The 16,215-nt window shown below is 35.8% G+C and carries 17 protein-coding genes; 9 read left to right on the plus strand and 8 right to left on the minus strand.

Translation table 11 applies throughout. The features are described from left to right. Positions 1 to 65 precede the first annotated feature (65 nt). Both D778_RS09960 and D778_RS09965 read right to left on the minus strand, forming a co-directional pair. Positions 66 to 863 carry a TrmH family RNA methyltransferase gene (locus tag D778_RS09960; RefSeq protein WP_007650248.1) on the minus strand — a complete coding sequence of 266 codons (798 nt, stop codon included), beginning with the start codon at positions 861 to 863 and terminating at the stop codon, positions 66 to 68. Positions 864 to 930: 67 nt separating this feature from the next. Next, on the minus strand, positions 931 to 1,983 hold the full coding sequence (locus tag D778_RS09965; protein WP_040492098.1) for a DUF3810 domain-containing protein: 1,053 nt from the start codon (positions 1,981 to 1,983) through the stop codon (positions 931 to 933). A gap of 73 nt (positions 1,984 to 2,056) precedes the next feature. Between D778_RS09965 and D778_RS09970 the strand changes: the two genes are divergently transcribed. Beyond that, positions 2,057 to 3,523 carry an aminoacyl-histidine dipeptidase gene (locus tag D778_RS09970; RefSeq protein ID WP_007650251.1) on the plus strand — a complete coding sequence of 489 codons (1,467 nt, stop codon included), beginning with the start codon at positions 2,057 to 2,059 and terminating at the stop codon, positions 3,521 to 3,523. 96 nt (positions 3,524 to 3,619) lie between these two features. Here D778_RS09970 and D778_RS09975 read toward each other — a convergent pair whose 3' ends face one another. The 3 genes from D778_RS09975 to D778_RS09985 form a co-directional block, all read right to left on the minus strand. Next, positions 3,620 to 4,759 carry a peptidylprolyl isomerase gene (locus D778_RS09975; RefSeq protein ID WP_007650253.1) on the minus strand — a complete coding sequence of 380 codons (1,140 nt, stop codon included), beginning with the start codon at positions 4,757 to 4,759 and terminating at the stop codon, positions 3,620 to 3,622. A 76-nt stretch (positions 4,760 to 4,835) separates the two neighbouring features. Beyond that, entirely contained in the window at positions 4,836 to 5,372 is a 537-nt protein-coding gene (gene gldI, locus D778_RS09980) for a gliding motility-associated peptidyl-prolyl isomerase GldI (protein ID WP_007650254.1), read from the minus strand. Beyond that, the gene (locus tag D778_RS09985) at positions 5,365 to 6,384 is read right to left on the minus strand and encodes a DHH family phosphoesterase (RefSeq protein ID WP_007650256.1); all 1,020 of its coding nucleotides are present in this window, start codon (positions 6,382 to 6,384) and stop codon (positions 5,365 to 5,367) included. Before D778_RS09985 ends, gldI begins: the two co-directional genes overlap by 8 nt. A gap of 90 nt (positions 6,385 to 6,474) precedes the next feature. On the opposite strand from D778_RS09985, the gene D778_RS09990 reads away from it, so the two are divergent. Both D778_RS09990 and D778_RS09995 read left to right on the plus strand, forming a co-directional pair. Beyond that, positions 6,475 to 6,894 carry a nucleoside-diphosphate kinase gene (locus D778_RS09990; protein ID WP_007650258.1) on the plus strand — a complete coding sequence of 140 codons (420 nt, stop codon included), beginning with the start codon at positions 6,475 to 6,477 and terminating at the stop codon, positions 6,892 to 6,894. Positions 6,895 to 6,985: 91 nt separating this feature from the next. Then, positions 6,986 to 9,529, plus strand: a complete 2,544-nt coding sequence (locus tag D778_RS09995) for a M4 family metallopeptidase (RefSeq protein ID WP_040492099.1) — start codon at positions 6,986 to 6,988, stop codon at positions 9,527 to 9,529. Positions 9,530 to 9,598: 69 nt separating this feature from the next. Here the strand turns inward: D778_RS09995 and D778_RS10000 are convergent, their stop codons facing one another. From D778_RS10000 to recF, 3 genes are all read right to left on the minus strand, one after another. Continuing rightward, positions 9,599 to 9,895, minus strand: coding sequence for a DciA family protein (locus D778_RS10000; protein WP_007650262.1), 297 nt, complete (start codon positions 9,893 to 9,895; stop codon positions 9,599 to 9,601). A 29-nt stretch (positions 9,896 to 9,924) separates the two neighbouring features. Next, positions 9,925 to 10,350 carry a lipocalin family protein gene (locus tag D778_RS10005; RefSeq protein ID WP_040492101.1) on the minus strand — a complete coding sequence of 142 codons (426 nt, stop codon included), beginning with the start codon at positions 10,348 to 10,350 and terminating at the stop codon, positions 9,925 to 9,927. Between the two features lie 101 nt (positions 10,351 to 10,451). Beyond that, positions 10,452 to 11,531 carry a DNA replication/repair protein RecF gene (gene recF, locus D778_RS10010; RefSeq protein WP_007650266.1) on the minus strand — a complete coding sequence of 360 codons (1,080 nt, stop codon included), beginning with the start codon at positions 11,529 to 11,531 and terminating at the stop codon, positions 10,452 to 10,454. 131 nt (positions 11,532 to 11,662) lie between these two features. Here recF and D778_RS10015 point away from each other — a divergent pair, with 131 nt between their 5' ends. Genes D778_RS10015 through D778_RS10040 form a run of 6 tightly spaced genes read left to right on the plus strand, consistent with a single transcriptional unit; the run spans position 11,663 to position 16,214 of the window. Further along, positions 11,663 to 12,433 carry a tetratricopeptide repeat protein gene (locus D778_RS10015; protein ID WP_007650268.1) on the plus strand — a complete coding sequence of 257 codons (771 nt, stop codon included), beginning with the start codon at positions 11,663 to 11,665 and terminating at the stop codon, positions 12,431 to 12,433. 1 nt (position 12,434) lies between these two features. After that, positions 12,435 to 12,926 carry a 6,7-dimethyl-8-ribityllumazine synthase gene (ribH, locus tag D778_RS10020; protein ID WP_007650269.1) on the plus strand — a complete coding sequence of 164 codons (492 nt, stop codon included), beginning with the start codon at positions 12,435 to 12,437 and terminating at the stop codon, positions 12,924 to 12,926. A gap of 59 nt (positions 12,927 to 12,985) precedes the next feature. Further along, the gene (locus D778_RS10025; protein WP_007650271.1) at positions 12,986 to 13,279 is read left to right on the plus strand and encodes a hypothetical protein; all 294 of its coding nucleotides are present in this window, start codon (positions 12,986 to 12,988) and stop codon (positions 13,277 to 13,279) included. 8 nt (positions 13,280 to 13,287) lie between these two features. Continuing rightward, entirely contained in the window at positions 13,288 to 13,563 is a 276-nt protein-coding gene (locus D778_RS10030; RefSeq protein ID WP_007650273.1) for a hypothetical protein, read from the plus strand. 8 nt (positions 13,564 to 13,571) lie between these two features. Further along, positions 13,572 to 15,425 carry a DNA mismatch repair endonuclease MutL gene (mutL, locus tag D778_RS10035; RefSeq protein ID WP_007650275.1) on the plus strand — a complete coding sequence of 618 codons (1,854 nt, stop codon included), beginning with the start codon at positions 13,572 to 13,574 and terminating at the stop codon, positions 15,423 to 15,425. A 15-nt stretch (positions 15,426 to 15,440) separates the two neighbouring features. After that, a complete protein-coding gene (locus D778_RS10040; RefSeq protein ID WP_007650277.1) occupies positions 15,441 to 16,214 on the plus strand; it encodes a rhomboid family intramembrane serine protease in 774 nt (257 codons plus the stop codon). Position 16,215: the final 1 nt, after the last annotated feature.

Raw genomic sequence — 16,215 nt, forward strand, 5'->3', positions numbered from 1 at the left:
CAAATTCGAAATTATAAAGTGGTTGGTTTGGAATTTATATTTTGTGATTTGTTTACAGCTAATTTTCATAGAAAATTTCGTTGTCTTTTGGCTTCAAAAATAAGGATTCCGGCTGCAACCGATACATTCATGGAATCAATTTCACCTTGCATGGGAATAATGATGTTTTGGTTGGAATGTGCTAACCATTCATCGCTTAGACCACTGGCTTCTGTACCAACAACCAAAGCAGTGGCTTTAGTGAAATCTTGCGTGTGGTAATCTTGACTGGCCTGTAAGGCCGCACAATATATGGATACATTGTTTTCTTTTAAAAACTGAATGATTTCTGATGTTGTACCCGTGGCAATGTTATTTGTGAAAACACAACCAACACTGGAACGTATAATGTTTGGGTTGTATAAATCGGTTTTAGGATTTGCAATAATTACAGCATCTACATTGGCTGCATCGGCAGTACGTAACAGGGCTCCAATGTTTCCTGGTTTTTCAGGAGCTTCGGCCACTAAAATTAATGGGTTTTTAGTTTTAAAGTTTAAATGTTTTAGAGCACATACTTTAGTTTTTGCTATGGCAATAACACCTTCGGTTGTTGCTCTGTGCGCCAATTTTTGGTATACCTCTTTAGAAATTTCAATAATGTTTTTAGGTGTTGCATTGAACTGGTTAAGCTGAGATTCTGGAAATAAAGCTGGATAGAATAACAAAGTGTCTATAACATATCCTCCTTTTATTGCTAACCCAATTTCGCGAACCCCTTCAATTAAAAACAAACCAGATTTTTTACGTTCCCTGGACTTTTCCTTCAGTAGGTACAGTTCTTTTATGTAAGTGTTTTGACTGCTTGTAATTTGCTTTATCATAGATTGCAAAATTAGTTGTTTAGAAATAAATCAGACGAGATTTATCTATTTTCTAAAGGTTTTTTATTTAAAAATAATTCACTATTAAAGCCACGACATAACTGTAGCTTTTCATGCCATCTACTTGGTTGTTGGCAATTAAATAACTATTGTACGTGCTTTTAAACAAGGGTTCTGCTGGGTTTTGATGATGGTCCCAAAAATCCTGAACTTCCTGATAATTTTTTAAAATACCTTTGTTTATGGTTTTTAAGGTTTCAAAATATAACTTGTTGTCACGTTTGTAGATTTCCAACAAACAATGTTTCAATAAAAAGGTGTAGCCACTGTAATTAAAATACGTATCCTTATGGTTAATAGCTGCCAAACCACCTATAAAATTAGCTTCGTTTTCCTTTGCAAAGCCTAATTGATGTGCCACTTCATGAGAAGCAACCACTGGAAACCTATAAGGAACAATTAATCCGTTTATCTGGGCCTCGTTGGTTAACGGATTTAAATAGCCACTAAATCCCATATATGTTAAGGGCAAGCTAAACAATGATTTTTTTAAACTTTTAGGATGATATTCCAAGTGTGGAAATTCTTTCTGTAAAGCTTCAAAACCTTCAGGGACCATCTTTAAAATGTTATTTTTGCTATATGGTAGATCTATCTTTAAGGAATCGTTTTTAGCTAATTGCCCATGTAGGGCATTCGATTTTTCAATAAGCATTTGAGTAACAGAAAGAAGTTGCTCAGTTGAATAATCTGCTTCCAGTCCCAAACTTTCGTGTAGAGGCAACCTGTGGTAATTCATGGCCCAAAATATATGAAACGCCAGGTAAATGATGGAGATGGCTGCAAATACCTCTATCAACCAATATTTGGTGTCCTTAACAATCCGTCTTCGGTTTGCAACAAGCCACTTTATTATATAAATGATGGCAAAACCATAAAACACATCTCCAAAGGAAAACGGAATCCAGCCTAAAGTAAACCGGAACAAGCTAGAAATAACAGGGTATATGCCCAAACTGTAATAAGTTTCAACTACTTCAGGGAATTGCTTTAGGAGTTTCACTATAAGGAACAATGGAACTATGGAAAAGGCTATGTATGGTTTTGGGTTCTTGAACATCTTTCAAAAATAATCAAATGTTTTAATACTCTATAAGATATAAGTACCTTTGTATAACTTTTAAAATATACATATGAATTCAGAAATTAGAAACCTGGAACCAAAACAACTTTGGAATAAATTTGCCGATTTAAACGCTGTGCCTAGAGCCTCTAAAAAAGAAGCGCAAGTGATTGCGTTTATGAAAGATTTTGGTAAAAAGCTGAACTTGGAAACCATAGAGGATGAGGTAGGGAACGTGATTATAAAAAAACCTGCCACACCAGGAATGGAAGATCGGGAAACGATTGTTATGCAATCTCATTTGGATATGGTACACCAAAAAAATGCTGATACTCATTTTGATTTTGAAACACAAGGAATCGAGATGTATGTAGATGGCGATTGGGTTCGTGCAAAAGGCACAACCCTTGGTGCAGACAATGGATTGGGCGTTGCAACCATTATGGCTATTTTGGAAAGTACCGATATTCCTCATCCAGCCATTGAAGCGTTGTTTACCATAGACGAAGAAACAGGCATGACAGGAGCTATGGGTTTAAAAGGGGGTTTGCTTGAAGGCAAAATACTTTTGAATTTAGATACAGAAGAAGATGATGAAATAGGAGTTGGATGTGCAGGAGGAGTAGATGTAACAGCAACCAGATCCTATAAGGAAGAAGAAACACCAGAATTTAAAATAGGGTTTTCTGTAACAGTAAAAGGCTTGCAAGGAGGACATTCAGGAATGCAAATCCATGAAGGGTTGGGTAATGCCAATAAAATCCTAAACCGTTTGTTGTTTGACGGTTTCGAGAATTTTGGCTTGCGTATCTCTGAAATAGATGGAGGTAGTTTAAGAAACGCCATTCCTAGAGAAAGCAAAGCTTTAGTGGCCATTGATGCCATTCATGAAGAGGCTTTTAAAGCTGAAATGGCAGAGCATGCCAACGAGATTAAAGCCGAGCTTAAAACCATGGAACCAGATATGGAAATTGTGATTTCTAACATTGAAACACCAAAAAAAGTTATGGATTTGGGAGTTCAAGAAGGTCTAACCAGAGCTTTGTATGCTGCACTGAATGGCGTATATAGAATGAGTGCAGATATTCCAGATTTGGTAGAAACATCCAATAATATTGCTAGGGTTATTGTAAAAGACGGACAGGTTAAAATAGCCTGTTTAACACGTTCATCTGTTGAAAGTTCTAAATGGGACTTAGCCAATATGCTTCGTGCCACGTTTGAATTAACTGGTTGCGAAGTTGAATTTTCTGGAGATTATCCTGGTTGGAAACCTAATATGGATTCGGCTATTTTAAAAGTGTTGGATAATTTATATGAAAAAATGAATGGACAAAAAGCACATGTGGCTGCTTGTCATGCTGGATTGGAGTGTGGTATTCTTGGACAGAATTATCCAGAGATGGACATGATTAGTTTTGGGCCAAACATTAAAGGTGCACATTCTCCAGACGAAAGAGCGCAAATATCTTCAGCTCAAAAATACTGGAAGTTTGTGTTAGAAATTTTGAAGCAGATTCCTGAAAAACAAAACTAGATACCTGCAAACAATAAACCACAATTCCACAAATACATATTATTTGTGGAATTGTGGTTTATTTATTTTTTGTTAAAAATTTAAGCTTATAAGCTATTATTCAGCTAATCCAACAATTTCAAGATCGAAAACCAAGTTACTGTTTGGAGGAATTGGTCCCATACCATTTGCTCCATAACCAAGATAACTAGGAATAAATACACGTGCTTTATCGCCTACATTCATATTAAGCATTGCTTCTCTAAATCCTGGAACCAGACTTGCAGTTTCGTTATAAATCATAGGGAACGGTTTGTAGCCTCCTTGGGCATCACGTTGTTCGCTATACACATTGTTTTCTTTGGCAACTTCTGCCCAAGAGGTGTCGAATAAGCGGCCATCTTCAAAATAACCAGCATAGTTAACCAAAACTTTTTGTGCCGAAGTAGGTTTAACGGCAGCTTCGTCTTGCTTGGTGAAAATCATGACCACTCCAGTATCTAACTTTTTAACTGTGCCACCCAAATCAGCATTTTTTGTTATAAAGTTATCTGCAGCAGCTTTGGCATTTTCTTTAAGTTTTTGGTTTTCTTCTTCTTTTAGTTGTTTTTGTCTTTCTTCAACTTTAGGCAACTCATCAGTATAAACTTTGGCAGCATCAAATGATTCAGCTTCTTGTCCTTTTCTAATAATGTTAATGGTTTCAATAACAACAGGATCCACCGGTTTGTTGTTCCCTTGACTAACAGCTACATTGGAAATACTGTCCTGTACATCCAAACCAATAACCAATTCGCCAAAAACGGCATGTCTGTTATCTAAATTTGGGGTAGGCACTTCAGTGATAAAAAACTGACTTCCATTGGTTGCTGGTCCCGAGTTGGCCATGGATAAAATACCTGGTTTATCGTGTTTTAAATCAGGATGGAATTCATCTAAAAAACGGTAGCCTGGATTACCAGCACCAGAGCCTGTTGGGTCGCCTCCTTGGATCATAAATTTGTCTATAACCCTGTGGAAAGTTGTCCCATCATAATATCTTTTTCCTTTTAAGGAATCAGGAAGCTTAGGGTGTGTGCCATCTACCAAAGCCACAAAATTTGCCACTGTTACAGGGACTTCCTTGTAATGTAATTTAGCGACCATAATCCCTTTGTTGGTAACGAATTCAGCATAAAGGCCATCTTCCAAATCTGGGTATTTTTGCTGTTCGCAAGAGGTAAAACTTACCAAAAGTGCAAGAAATAAAATTTTCATAGTATGTTTTAAAATGTTCATGAGTAATTAATTTTTCTGTTGTAAAAATAGTGTTTTTTGGAAATTATCTTTGAGGTTATTTATCTATAATGGAGTTTACTGAGACTTCACATTTAATAGGCACATTGATGCCAATTTTATTTTCATCTCCATAATATCCATAAGCTTTTTGCGATGGAAACATGAATGTTACGGTTTCCCCAGATTTCATAAGTTTTAATCCTTCCCTAAGACCAGAAAACAATTCTTGCTTATCCATAACATAAGTTTGGGTTTTTAGGTCTTCTTTGGAATAAATAATGTCGTCTGTTAATGTTTTAATGTTGTAATTAAAAGTAACAATATCCCCAAAATCTGGAGACATTAGGCTGTCGGCTTGTTTGACATTGTAATAATACCAAAACCCGTTTTCTGAAGCAATGTATTCCTGTTCAGGATTTTCTGACATGATTTTTTTAATATAGGCTTGCTCGCGTTCATTTAATTTAATGTTTCTCTCCACAGATGCATCAATAAAAGATCCGGATTTGGAAGATACAGGTCTTCTTGCTTCAGGCGATTTACAGGCCACAAAAAGCAAAGCACATATTAATAAGGCAATTATTCTACTCATTGTTTAGGGCGTTTTTATAGCTTGGTAAGATACTAATAAAATTTTCAACTGTAGATTTTAAATCCAAATTGCTTTTTCCTCCGGCAGCATTGGTGTGTCCACCACCTTCAAAATGAGCTCTGGAAAATTCGTTGACCGAAAAACTTCCTTTAGAGCGTAACGAGATTTTTATAATGTTATTTTGCGTGTCTTCAATAAAAATAGCTGCAAATATGATGTTGTTCAAGGAAAGGCCATAATTAACAAAACCTTCTGTGTCTCCTTTCTTGAAATTATATTCGTTTAACTCGTCTTGAGTCAAGGTAATGTAAGCTGTTCTGTATTCCGGTAAGACCTTTAGGTTACTTAACGCACGTCCTAAAAGCTGTAGGCGTTCGTAACTGTTATTGTCGAATATTTGATTGTAAATCTCGGAATGATTGGCGCCTTTATCTATTAAATATCCCGCAACCTCATGGGTTTTACTTGTTGTGGATGGAAACCTAAAAGAACCTGTGTCTGTTAATATGCCAGCGTACAAACAGCTTGCAATGGCTTCGTTTATAAGGTTTTTGTCCCCTAGCATATCTATGAAATTGTAAACCATCTCGCAAGTGGAGCTCATACTAACATCAGAATAGCTGTAAACAGCATAATTTTCTGGTTGTTGATGATGGTCTATCATGATTTTAATGGCGTCACTAGCGCTTAAAGCGTCTTCCATGTCGCCAGTTCTATTTAGGGCATTAAAATCCAAAGTAAAAATAATATCTGCTTTGGCAATAAGCATGTCGCTTGGTTCTTTTTGCGAATCGTATTTTAAAATTTTAGGTTCTTCAGGCATCCATTTTAAAAAATCAGGATAATCGTTTGGAGCAATAACCGTTGCCTGGTGCTTGTGTTTTAAAAGATAATGGTATAAACCAAGTGTTGAGCCAATAGCGTCTCCATCTGGGTTTTTATGAGGTACAATAACAATTTGTTTGGGAGTTTCTAAAAGCTGTTTTATGTTTTTTATATCGTCTTTTTTCATAGGCAACGAAGATACAATTTTTTAATATTGGTTTTTGTGGTTTTTATAATGAAATACCTTACTTTTGCACCCAAATTAAAAAAAAATTAAATGGCAACTAACAGAACATTTACAATGCTTAAGCCAGATGCAGTTGAAAAAGGACACATTGGCGCAATTTTAGAAAAAATAAATGCTTCAGGTTTTAGAATCGTAGCAATGAAATTAACACAAATGACAAAAGCAGATGCAGAAGCGTTTTATGCAATTCACAGTGAAAGACCATTCTTTGGTGAATTGGTAGAATACATGACTCGTGGTCCTATTGTGGCTGCTATTTTGGAAAAAGAAAATGCAGTTGAAGATTTTAGAACATTGATTGGTGCTACAAATCCTGCAGATGCTGCCGAAGGAACCATAAGAAAACTTTATGCTGCTTCTATTGGTGAAAATGCCGTTCATGGAAGTGATAGTGATGAAAATGCTGCCATTGAAGGTGCTTTTCATTTTTCTGGAAGAGAAATGTTTTAGTAAAAACAATCCCAATACATTATAGAAAAGCCTGAAAATTCAATTTTTCAGGCTTTTTTATTTTAAATTCGCCCAACCTAAATATTTACGAATGAAAAAAACTATCATCCTTTTGCTTGGTTTTCTGTTGTTTAGCCCTATGGCTTTTTCACAACAAATGCTAAAAGCAATCAAGCAATTGAAAACGGAAACCAACGCGCACATTACTGTAAACTCTAATGGCGTTGCTGAATTTATTAAATTTCCAACAAATCAACCTTTAGATTTGGATGGACTTACCATTCAAGCCAAAACAGTATCTTTTTTGCAAACCCATAAAGATTTATTTCCGTTTGAAACCATTGAAAATACGTTCCTTATTGGAACAGTTAAAGTGGATGTTCATGGGTTCAAGCACTTAACTTTAACACAACATAAAAACAACGTACCAGTATTTGATGGTCAATTGCGTTTTCATTTTAATACCAACAATCAATTAACAGCCATTAACGGAAATTATATTCCCAATATAAAAAACAATACCAATCCTGTTATTACTCCATCAGAAGCAAGTAACATTGCCATAGAAAATGTGACTAAACAGGACAAAAACCATTCTGGAGTAACATTGTTCGCTTTTGATACCATTTTATATTTGTTTCAAGAGGGATTGATAGACAATTCCTTTGGGGCTACACAATTGGTTTATGAAGTTGAGGTTAGAAACGATGCAGATGTTAGGGAATATGTGTATGTAAATGCACATTCTGGTAACATTACAGAGCAATTTACAGGAATGGCGCATGCTATGGATAGAATTGTTTATGAGAACAACACCTCAAACATTGTTTGGCAAGAAGGAGATGCATTTCCAGGAACTTTAAACATTTGGCAAAGAAATGAAGTTGAGGCCTCTGGACATGTTTACAATTTTTTCAATAACGCGTTTGGATATGTATCTTATAATGGTGCAGATGCTCAAATGAGAACCATAAATAACAACCCAAATGTGTCTTGTCCCAATGCCAATTGGAATGGTGTGACGGCTAATTATTGCAACGGAACAGCTTCAGATGACGTGATTGCACACGAATGGGGACATGCCTATACAGAATACACAAGTGGGTTGATTTATGCGTATCAATCTGGTGCTATGAACGAAGCTTTTTCTGATATTTGGGGAGAAACAGTGGATTTGTTGAACAATTATCAAGATGCTGATGATGACCATTCATTAAGGACAGCTTGTAACAGTTCAGACAGATGGCGAATGGGAGAAGATGCCACAGCTTTTGGTGGAGCCATAAGAGATATGTGGAATCCTCCTTGTAATGGAGACCCAGGAAAATTAACAGATGGACAATTTTATTGTGGTGAAGGAGATGGAGGAGGAGTTCATTCAAACTCTGGGATTCCTAACCATGCTTATGCACTTTTGGTTGATGGTGGAACTTATAATGGGCAAACCATTACTGGTATTGGCTTTACTAAAGCAGCACATATATTCTGGAGGGCTCAAAGCGAATATTTAACTGCTACCAGCGATTTTTACTCTCTGGCAGATGCCTTAGAAGCATCTTGTACAGATTTATTTGGTATTAATTTGGAAGGCTTGAGCACAGGAGCTCCTGTAGGTCTTTCCGGTGAAATTATCACTGCTTCCGATTTTAATGAACTTTATAAGGTGCTTTTGGCTGTGGAACTGCGCAACGACGATATTTGTGGCTACGAGCCAATTCTCTCAGCAGTAGCAGACCCTTGTGCTGCTGCTACTATGGCTCCAATATTTTTTGAAGATTGGGAATCTGGTTTAAACAATTGGACGGTTTCACAAATCGCATCAAATCCTGGAACCTGGGAGTCTAGGGATTGGGCTGTAGTTTCCAGTTTGCCGGACGGAAGAACAGGTCAGGCTGTTTTTGGAGTCGATCCTATAAATGGAAATTGCACCACATCTTTACAAAACGGTATTTTAAGATTGGAAAGTCCTGTAATTACCATCCCTAATCAGTTAACGGGAACCTTTGAGATGACTTTTATGCACTATGTCTCTACAGAAGCAAGTTGGGATGGAACCAATATAAAATACAGTTTGGATGGAAACACCTGGACACTACTTCCGGCAAGTGCTTTTACAGCCAATGGTTATAACGGTTTTATAAACAATAATGGGAACGACAACCCTTTGGCAGGTGAAGAAGCGTTTACAGGTTCAGATGGTGGTTCTACTTCAGGGAGTTGGGGAAGAAGCTATATAGATTTATCTGGTTTGGGAGTTGTTGCCAATTCTACCATTCAATTTAGGTTTGAGGTTGGAACAGATGGTTGTAATGGTCGTGAAGGTTGGTATATTGATGACATTTCGGTTTACAACTGCGAAATGAGCCTTTCTGTTGCAGATTTTGAAAGCTTACATAACAGTATCAAAGTGTATCCAAACCCTTCAAACGGAGTTTACACACTTAAAAATGTAAACAATATCGAATTGGTAAAAGCAGATATTTTCGATATTAATGGCCGATTGATTAAAACTATCAACCTGTCTAATGGACAGCAACTTCAAGCTGTCCATATCACAGAAGTTACAGCAGGCATTTACTTTATGAATGTACATGCTAAAGATGCGACTCAAGTGATTAAGCTTGTAAAGCAGTAAACATATTTCCTATTCTTTATAAAAAAGCCTTGTAAACAGAACTTACAAGGCTTTTTTTTATCGGTTTTATTAGCGTAAAACCAGTTTTTTTATTACTTCTTTACCAAGGGATTCGTTTAACATGGCGATAATTTTTGCTTTTCCATAACTCAGTTCTTCCCTTAAAACACTGGAGCTTAATTGCACGTAAAGCGTATCGTTTTTAAGTTGTATGTCTGTTGTGTAATTGTTTACACCATTTCCCATCATGTCCCGCCAAGTATCTTGAACGTTTACAACATCCAAGCCATGTTCAAGTTTGTTGGTTTCAACAAATTCCTTTAATGCATCTGCAATGCTAATATGTTCGTTATTTCGTTTTGCCATGTTGTCTTTCAGTGAAAATGGAAATCATTTTAATTAGTAATGTCTATTGGAACAAATTTCTTGTATAAAAATACGGCCTTATTCTTGTTTATAACTTTTAGCTGGTCTTTAGTTGCCATTAAAACAGTTTCTTTCCAACTGTCAAAAGGGGTTTTGTAATACAAATTTAAGCTGTCGTTTTCAATTTTTATGGTGAATTGTTCCGAATCTTTAGAAGTTTCAAAGGTGCCATCGAAAACAGGTTTTAATTTTAGCCTGAAACCTGCTAAACTATCAGAGATTTCGATATAATCTACTGTGTCGTTATAAGTGTATTTTTTTTCTGTTCCATCTGCCATTGTCACTTGATCAATTTCCCAATATCCTTCCAAGTGTTCTATGTATGTTTCTGGGTTTTTCGCACAACTGTTCAGTAACAGAAGGCTAAAGATGAGTAAAAAATATTTTGAATTCATTAGTTTCAAGTGTTAAGAATTATATTTTTTAAATTTTAATTTGTCTGTCTTCCAGCAAGGTATGGAATTTGTAATTTTTCTCATCCCTCGTTCCTTTTTGGTTACAATTTAAATATTTCATACGATTGATGCACTTGTTTTACAGCATTTTCGGTTCTATCGGCATGGGTATCACTAATAAACAATTGACCAAAATTTTTGTCGTCAACCAATTTAATAATTTGAGAGACCCTGTTTTCGTCCAGTTTGTCAAAAATATCATCCAATAGTAAAATAGGATTCACACCACTTTGTGCTTTAATAAAATCGAATTGCGCCAACTTTAAAGCAATTAAAAAAGACTTTTGCTGTCCTTGACTTCCAAATTTTTTAATGGGATGATTGTCAATTTCAAAAACCAAGTCGTCTTTGTGTATTCCCACACTGGTGTATTGTAGCGCCTTGTCTTTGTTGATATTGGCCTTTAAGAGCGATTCTAGTTTGTCTTCTTTTAAATCGCTGTTGTAAATTAAATTTACAGGTTCGTTACCATTGCTTATAGCTTTATAGCGTTCTTTGAAAATAGGGATGAAAGTTTCTAAAAAAACTTCCCTTTTTTCAAAAATAACCTGACCATAGGTGTCCAATTGTTTGTTGTAAATGCCCAAAGTGTCTGCATTGAACGTATTGTTTAGAGCAAAATATTTTAATAAGGAATTTCGCTGAACAAGAATTTTGTTGTAATTTATTAAATGGTCCAGATAGTTTTTATCGCTTTGCGAAATCACGCTGTCAATAAATTTTCTTCTAGTGGTGCTGCCTTCAATAATTAAATCCCTATCAGCTGGCGAAATAATAACCAAAGGTAAAAAACCAATATGGTCGCTAAACCTATCATATACTTTATTGTTGCGTTTTATTACTTTTTTCTGACCTTTTTTTAAGCTTACTGCAATCTTTTCGGTTTTGCCGTCTTTTTCATAATCGCCATTTATTACAAAAAAACTTTCATGATGCTTGATGTTTTGGGAAGCTATGGGATTAAAATAACTTTTTCCAAAGGACAAATGATAAATGGCATCCAGTACATTGGTTTTTCCAACACCATTGTTTCCTACAAAACAATTAATCCTGTCGTTAAACTCAAAAGACTGACTTTCAAAATTTTTATAGTTTAATAAAGAAAGCGATTTTAAAATCATAAAAAACTAACTTAAATATGGTTTTGAATTTTTAAAAGAATAAGTTGTGCAAATTATTGAAAAATAACAAATAAATAGGCTTTTATATATGAAGAAAAATCATATTTTTGCCACGCATTAATTTAAAATATATGGCAACTTACAAGAAAAGAGGATACAAACCGACAACGAAAGAAGAAAAAGAGCATGATATTGTTGATCACTCTACAACAGCTGAAGTTTTTAACACATTAGACGAATCTGCTTCTAAAACAGAAGATTGGGTTATTGCCAATCAAAAATACATTTTCGTGATTATAGGTGTTGTTGCTGCTGTGGTTTTAGGTTATTTAGGTTACAACGAGTTTATAGCAAAACCTAAGCAAAGTGAAGCTATGAACGAAATGTTCCAAGCCCAAAAATATTTTAACCAAGCTGTAAATGGAACCGAAAAAGACTCCTTGTATACATTGGCCTTAAATGGAGGTGAAGGAAAATTAGGAATGTTGGACATAGCTTCTGAATACAGTGGCACTCCTGCAGCTAATTTAGCAAACTATTATGCTGGAATGGCTTATTTGAATTTAAAAGACTATAAAAATGCGGTTACTTATTTAAGTGATTTCTCCAGTGACGATTTGGTTTTAGCACCTATGGCTAAAGGAAGTATTGGTGATGCCTTTGTGCAGTTAAACCAACCTGAAGATGCCTTGGACTACTACGAGCAAGCTGCCAAAATGAGAAAGAACGATTTTACAACTCCTTTGTATTTATATAAAGCAGGCGTTATTGCCATGGAACTTGGAAAAGCAGACAAAGCACTTACGTATTTTAACGATATCAAAGAAAACTATGCGTCTTCTACCGAAGCAACAAACATAGATGTGTTTATAGGTAAAGCACGCGTGTTGGCAAATAAATAACATGGCAACAGAAAATAAAAATTTATCAGATTACGATAAAGCTACAATCCCAAACGCGAATGATTTTCGGTTTGGGATTGTTGTTTCAGAATGGAACGAATCCATAACAGAAGGCCTGTTTCATGGAGCTTACCAAGCTTTAATGGAAAACGAAGTCTCTTCGAAAAATATCTTGCGATGGAATGTACCTGGAAGCTACGAGCTTATTTATGGATGCAAAAAAATGCAAGAAACAGGCGTAGATGCCGTTATTGCCATTGGGAGTGTGATTCAAGGGGAAACCAAGCATTTCGACTTTGTTTGTGAGGCCGTTTCACAAGGGATAAAAGACCTAAATGTTTTACACGATGTTCCTGTTATTTTTTGTGTGTTAACCGATAATAACCTGCAACAAGCCATAGATCGTTCTGGTGGCAAACATGGCAACAAGGGAACAGAAGCTGCCATTGCTGCCATTAAAATGGCAGCTCTAAACAAAAACTCCAAGTCCTAGGTTTTTACATTTCAATAAAAGGTCTGTCGAGGAAAAGTAAACGTATTTTCAAGTTTTGAATGTTAACAATTTTTGGCATTTCAAAGCCTGTTTTTCTTCCATTTTTAAGTATTTTTGAAAGATATCAAAGGATTATAATCGTGGCATTTTCCAAAAAGCACAGACAATTTAACATCAAGCCTAAATATCAAAACGCAACCGACGAAGGTCAAGAGCAAGATATTCAGTCAAAATGGCACGAATTAAAACAATCAAGAACACGAAAGAAAAGTATTTTAACCTCACCATGGTATATGGTCTTGTTTTTGATAGCTGTATTGGTACTTTGGTATTATTTAAGTGGTTATGAATAGCAGATAGTATGGGGATTTTTAAAACAAGAAAAAATAAAACGTATAGTTATACTCCTAGACATTACAAAGGGGAAGGCAATCCGTATGAAATAAAACATAAGTTCGACGATTTTAGAACGACTGTGGGAAGCAACAAAGGATTGAAAAACAAATTGGTTACAGCATTAAATGACTATAAGCACAATCAAAATCAATCGGCAAATAAACGGGTTTTGATTATTATAGGAATTTTAATTTTAATCTTCCTGTTCATTATTGAATTCGATTTATCCATATTCTTTTAATAGCGCTCATGTCAGATATTATTCAGTTATTGCCAGATCATGTCGCTAATCAAATTGCAGCAGGCGAAGTTGTACAGCGTCCAGCATCTGTGGTAAAGGAACTTCTTGAAAATGCCATAGATGCCAAAGCAACCACTATAAAACTTCTTGTTAAAGATGCAGGAAAGACTTTGGTTCAGGTTATAGACAATGGTTCTGGAATGAGTGTTACAGACTCCAGACTAAGTTTTGAACGTCATGCCACGTCTAAAATACGTTCTGCCGAAGATTTATTTCAACTGCATACCAAGGGATTTCGCGGCGAAGCCCTTGCCAGTATCGCTGCCATTGCTCATGTAGAGTTAAAAACCAGGCAAGCCCATGATGAGGTAGGTACCCAATTGATTGTAGAAGGCAGTGAAGTGGTTTCGCAAGAGGTGGTTGTAACACCTAAAGGGACGAGTATTGCTGTTAAAAACCTATTTTTTAACATTCCTGCCAGACGTAATTTTCTAAAATCCAATCAAGTGGAAACCCGTCATATTATAGATGAGTTTCACAGAGTGGCTCTAGCACATCCCAATATTCAGTTTGTGATGTACCATAATGGAAGCGAGGTGTTTAATCTTCCAGAAAGCAATTACAGACAACGCATTGTAAATATTTTTGGTGCCAAAACCAACGAAAAACTAGTACCTGTTAACGAAGAAACAGAAGTGGTTAAAATTTCGGGGTTTGTGGGCAAACCAGAATATGCCAAAAAAACCAGAGGAGAACAGTTCTTTTTTGTAAACGATAGATTTATTAAAAGTGCATACTTGAATCATGCCATTTCCTCAGCGTTTGAAGGACTTTTAAAAGATAGCACACATCCTAGTTATTTCTTGAATTTAACGGTCGATCCTCAAACCATTGATATCAACATCCATCCAACCAAAACAGAAATTAAGTTTGATGATGAACATACGCTGTATGCCATTTTAAGGGCTTCTGTAAAGCACAGTTTAGGGCAATTTAATATTGCTCCAGTATTGGATTTTGATAGAGATGCCAATTTAGATACTCCATATGAGTATAAAGATAAACACCATCCCAATGTGCCAAATATTGAAGTGGACAGAAGCTTTAACCCTTTTCAGGAAAAACAGGTCTCTGGTAAGCAAACCACTTTTCTTAAAAAACAAACTTTGGCAAATTGGGATAGTTTGTATGTAGGGCTGGAATCCAAAGGGACTCAAACACAACAGGACTTTACCAGTGTACAGTTTGAAAGCGAAGAGCAAACGGGCTCTATTTTTAAAGATTCCAATCAAGTGGAAACCAAACAAACCACGTTTCAAATTCAAAATAAATATATAATCAGTACCATAAAATCTGGTATGTTGGTAATAGATCAGTATCGTGCACATCAACGTGTGTTGTACGAAGATTTCCTGCAACACATCACAGTCAAGGAAAGCATGAGTCAGCAATTGCTTTTTCCTGTGCAGTTGCATTTTTCCCCTCAGGAAATAGAAATTTTAAGACAAGTAAAAGAAGATTTGGAACACACAGGATTTTTGTTTTCAAATTTCACAAATGATGGAATAGAAATTTCTGGTGTACCAGTACATGTTCCAGAAAGTGAGGTTTCGGTTATTTTAGAACAATTGATTAGCGATATTGAAAATGAAGTTCCGGACAGCAATTTTAGTCCAACAGATTTGTTGGCAAAATCCATGGCCAAAAGCTTGGCAGTAAAATCGGGTCAAAGCCTTACAGTTACAGAACAGGAACATTTGGTGAATAGTTTGTTTGGTTGCAAAGAACCCAACATGTCGCCAACAAATAAATCTACATTTGTAACGTTAAGTGTAGACGAACTGGATAAAAAATTTATATAAGTAGCATGCCTTATGATGAATAATATTACAGATACCGTAAAACATTTAATAATAATAAACGTCATTATGTTTGTTGGAACTTTGGCCATTGGTGGTCAAGCTTTTGGAGAAAATACTTTGTTTTACGACTGGTTTGCCCTACATTTTCCAAAAAATGAAGCGTTTCAAGCTTGGCAAATAATTACACATATGTTTATGCATGGTGGTTTTATGCATATTTTCTTTAATATGTTTGCCCTTTGGATGTTTGGTACAGCTGTGGAACAACGTTTTGGGGCGAAAAAGTTCTTGTTTTTTTACATATCTTCAGGGTTAGGAGCAGCTTTGTGCATGTTAGGTTATTATTATTTTAGGTTCTATACTGGCTTATCTATTTTAAACGAAGCAGGTTTTGATCAAATCCAAACCTTCGAAACCCTAAAATCTGGTTATGGTGTGTATGATACCCGTTGGAGCCAGTTTTTAAATCAAGACCAACTTCAAAATTTTGTAGGAGTGTTTCATAGTACCATGGTAGGAGCTTCAGGAGCTATTATGGGAGTTTTGGTTGCTTTTGGTATGTTATATCCAGAGTCCAAGCTCATGCTAATATTTTTACCTGTGCCCATTAAAGCCAAGTATTTTATTCCAGGAATCATTGCTTTGGATTTAATTTCTGCCATTACTGGCCAATCCTTTTTCAGTCCTAGCAACACGGCTTATGTGGCTCACGTTGGAGGAGCTTTAACAGGGTTCCTGATTATGTGGTACTGGAAAAAAACGCAGTTTAATAAAAACCGTTGGGACTAAG

It is taken from the genome of Xanthomarina gelatinilytica, from assembly GCF_000348685.1.
GTDB lineage: Bacteria > Bacteroidota > Bacteroidia > Flavobacteriales > Flavobacteriaceae > Xanthomarina > Xanthomarina gelatinilytica.